This window comes from Nonomuraea longispora, assembly GCF_004348345.1.
GTDB lineage: Bacteria > Actinomycetota > Actinomycetes > Streptosporangiales > Streptosporangiaceae > Nonomuraea > Nonomuraea longispora.
This window is the reverse complement of the sequence record NZ_SMJZ01000366.1, coordinates 1-3,845: the sequence shown is the minus strand read 5'-3', so window position 1 is coordinate 3,845 and position 3,845 is coordinate 1. Positions and strand designations below refer to the sequence as shown.

Sequence of the window (3,845 nt, the reverse complement as noted above, 5' to 3'; positions counted from 1 at the left end):
GCCTCGGACTCCGTCGCGGCGGGCGGCGGGGTGGGCGTCGGACCGTCGGCATGGGCCGGGCCCGACAGCGGCAGCAGGGCCAGGGCGATCGTGCACACGATCAGGGGGCGAAGTCGCACGCGTCGTCCTCCGAGAGGGGATGATCTCGGAGTTTAGGGCGATTCGCCCGACACGCCCAGGGCTCGCGCCCGCATTCTCACAGAACTTTCAGTGTCCACCTGCGCCGACCTGTGACGACCTGTGCCGACCTGTGTCCGCCTGCGTCCGCCTGTGTCCGCCGATCAGTCCCCGTCCACCGCCGGCGTCTCGTGCCTGAGCCAGACCGCGCCGAGCGGCGGCACCCGCAGCGTCGTCGAGTGCGGCAGCCCATGCCACGCTTCGTCGCCCGCCTCCACCATGCCCATGTTGCCCACGCCGCTGCCCCAGTAGTCGTAGGCGTCGGTGTTGACGATCTCCGTCCACCGGCCGCCGTACGGAAGCCCGAGCCGGTAGTTCTCGTGCGGCCCGCCACTGAAGTTGACCACGCACGCCACCGCCGACCCGTCGGTCCCGTAACGGACGAACGAGAACGTGTTGCCGGAGGCGTCGTCGGCGTCGATCCATCGGAACCCCTCCGGCGTGTGGTCCTGCTGCCACAGCGCGGGGGTCTCCTTGTAGACGCGGTTGAGGTCGCGTACGAGCCGCTGCACGCCCTGGTGGCCGTCGAACTCCAGCACCCACCAGTCGAGCCCGCGCTCCTCCGACCACTCCGAGCCCTGGCCGAACTCGCCCCCCATGAACAGCAGCTGCTTGCCCGGATGGGCCCACATGAACGCCAGCAGCGCCCGCACCTGCGCGAACCGCTGCCACTCGTCGCCGGGCATCTTGCCCAGCAGCGAACCCTTGCCGTGCACGACCTCGTCGTGCGACAGCGGCAGCACGTAGTTCTCCGAGTACGCGTACAGGAGCGAGAACGTCATCTTGTGGTGGTGGTACTGGCGGAAGATCGGCTCGTGGCGCAGGTATTCCAGCGTGTCGTGCATCCAGCCCATGTTCCACTTGAACCCGAAGCCGAGCCCGCCCAGGTGCACCGGGCGCGACACCCCCGGCCAGGCCGTCGACTCCTCGGCCACGGTCGAGATGCCGGGCGCCTCGCGGTAGCACACGGAGTTCATCTCCTTGAGGAACTCCACCGCGTCGAGGTTCTCCCTGCCACCGTAGACGTTCGGCGTCCACTCGCCCTCACGGCGCGAGTAGTCGAGGTAGAGCATCGACGCGACCGCGTCCACCCGCAGCCCGTCGACGTGGAACTCCTTCAGCCAGTAGAGGGCGTTCGCCACGAGGAAGTTCCTGACCTCCCTGCGGCCGAAGTCGAACACGTAGGTGCCCCAGTCGGGGTGCTCGCCCCTCGCCGGGTCGGCGTGCTCGTACAGCGGCGTGCCGTCGAAGCGCGCCAGCGCCCAGTCGTCCATGGGGAAATGGGCGGGCACCCAGTCGAGCAGCACCCCGACGCCGCGCTGGTGCATCAGGTCCACGAACTTGCGGAAGTCGTCAGGCGTGCCGAACCTGGCCGTCGGCGCGTAGTAGGACGTCACCTGGTAACCCCACGAGCCGCCGAACGGGTGCTCGGCCACCGGCAGCAGCTCCACGTGCGTGAAGCCCAGGTCGGACACGTACGCGGAGAGCTGCTCGGCCAGCTCGGCGTACGACAGCCCGGGCCGCCACGAAGCCAGGTGCACCTCGTAGATGCTCATGGGGCCGTGCTGCGGCTGCCTCTCGCGCCGCTCGGCCATCCACGTGCCGTCCTCCCAGACGTGCTCGGACCTGTCCACCACGGACGCCGTCATCGGCGGCACCTCGGTCCGCCTGGCCATCGGGTCGGCCTTGTCGCGCCACATCCCGTCGGCGCCGAGGATCTGGTACTTGTACCGCTCGCCCACGCCCAGCCCGGGAACGAACAGCTCCCACACCCCCGACCGTCCCAGCGAGCGCATGGGGTAGGCGGTGCCGTCCCAGTGGTTGAAGTCGCCGACGACCCTGATGCCGCGCGCGTTGGGCGCCCAGACGGCGAACGCCGTGCCCTCGACGTCCTCGTGTTCCATGACGCGGGCGCCGAGCACCTCCCAGAGCCGCTCGTGCCGCCCCTCGCCGATGAGGTGCAGGTCGACCTCGCCCAGCGTGGGCCAGTGCCGGTAGGGGTCACGCATCAGGTACGGCTCCGCGCCCGCGTACTTGACGCTCAGCGCGTAACCGGGGACTTTGTCGAGCCCGGGGACGGTGACCTCGAACACGCCGTGGGCCTGGTGCTTCATGACGTGGCTCGTACCGTCGTCGAGCACCACCGTGACCCGCTCGGCCAGCGGCCGCAGCGTGCGGAAGACCACGCCGCCCGTGACGGTGTGCGCTCCCAGCACGGAGTGCGGATCGTGGTGCGCCCCGCCCGCCAGGCGGTCGAGCTCTGTCCTCATCGGCATACTCCCCACCTTGCCCCATGATGACCGTCCATCCCAGGCACTGCCCGCTATCACCGAGACAATCACCGAAAGTGCAAAATCCGGGTCCACCCACGGGCCGATCGGGGATCCTTTTTCCGTTCTTAACCGGGTCTTCGTAGTGTTCCGGGCCAGGGTGGCCGGTTGATCACGTTGGTGAGCTCATGAGGTGACGGTCAGCCACCGGGAGGGGAAGAGCGTGGTGGTCGATCATGTTCTCGGCGGCCGGGTGTGCATGTCGTCCCGGAGTGGTCGGGGCCGCCGTTATGTTCGCATTGCGGTCTTCCCGCCGGCCGGGCGGCGGAAACCCGCGTACGGCTCAACGACCGTACGCGGGTTTCCGGTCATGACCTCTTACGGGAAGTCCCGTCGAAACGCGGTCAGCGGCCGATGCGGACGTACCGCGTGCACACGAAACGCGACCCTCCAACGGGGGAACCCGCGCAGGCCGACCAGCTCTGCGGCGGATGGACGGGCCGCGACCGGGTGTTGAGCTTGTTGCCCTTGCCCGGCTGGAGAATGACCTTCTCCCGTGTGATGCCCGCGTAGAGGTCCAGTCTGGCCATCTCTCCGGGCCTCACGTTCAGAGCGTTCGCGTGGACCCTCCCTGTCTGCTTGTTACGCCAGAGTTTGGCGGTGACACCGCCTTTGCTGCTCTGCGCCAGCAGAGCGTACGTCGCAGCGTTCGCGCTGGGCGTCGTAACCGCGAGGAGGACCGCCGTCGTGGCGATGCCCGTGAGCGTTGCTATAAAAGGTTTCACGAAATTCCTCTTCCTGAATCCCGGGCTCATTCCTTGCTGCTGCCACCGGTTCGTTCTGGACTGCGGACCCGGTGTTCAACCTGTGCGTGGCGAGATGTGAGCATCATGCACCGGAAATCAATCTCCACCGTTGGGCGCATGACCAGCTCATAGTGGTGCAAGATTCTCGTGAAACCAGGCCGAGCAGTAAAGGACATTGACAGGACATCTGCCGGACGTTTCACCAGGTCATCGTGTTCAGCCGGCCGCCGGACACCACCTCTCCGGTCTGACCGGGGAGGTTCCACCGCCGCCGGTGTGGAGGCTGAGAAGTCGATCCTTGGCGTCATTCGCGCCGCACGGCCCGATGACGCGGTGCTCGGCGAGGAAGGCGGGCAGCAGGGCGCCCCTGGCGCTGTGCGCCAGTGGTTGGTGGACCCCCTGTGCGGCACGCTGAACTACAACGTGCGGTGACCGCTGGGTTTCGCCGGGCTTCCCGATCGGAGCGCTAGCCCCGTTTTCCGCACATGAGTGATCTTCAGCGGAGGTCTCGTGGATCGATGTCGAGGAGATCCAGGAGATGGAGTTGGAGGTCGGTGGGTTGCGGGATGGTCGGGGGTGACTGGCCGGTGCC

At 67.7% G+C, this 3,845-nt stretch carries 3 protein-coding genes; 1 reads left to right on the top strand and 2 read right to left on the bottom strand.

The window, feature by feature from the left end; genetic code table 11:
- Positions 1-281: 281 nt before the first annotated feature.
- Both glgB and E1267_RS42990 read right to left on the bottom strand, forming a co-directional pair.
- On the bottom strand, positions 282-2,447 hold the full coding sequence (gene glgB / locus E1267_RS42995; RefSeq protein WP_132341968.1) for a 1,4-alpha-glucan branching protein GlgB: 2,166 nt from the start codon (positions 2,445-2,447) through the stop codon (positions 282-284).
- Between the two features lie 404 nt (positions 2,448-2,851).
- Positions 2,852-3,052: a hypothetical protein gene (locus tag E1267_RS42990; protein WP_132341966.1), complete on the bottom strand. Its 201-nt coding sequence runs from the start codon at positions 3,050-3,052 to the stop codon at positions 2,852-2,854.
- Between the two features lie 477 nt (positions 3,053-3,529).
- On the opposite strand from E1267_RS42990, the gene E1267_RS47005 reads away from it, so the two are divergent.
- Complete coding sequence (locus E1267_RS47005; protein WP_246064726.1) at positions 3,530-3,685, top strand: inositol monophosphatase family protein; 156 nt, start codon at positions 3,530-3,532, stop codon at positions 3,683-3,685.
- Positions 3,686-3,845 lie beyond the last annotated feature (160 nt).

Coding starts and splice junctions, on each gene's coding strand:
- glgB (WP_132341968.1), bottom strand. CDS start 2,447: ATGAGGACAGAGCTCGACCGCCTGGCGGGCGGGGCGCACCACGATCCG.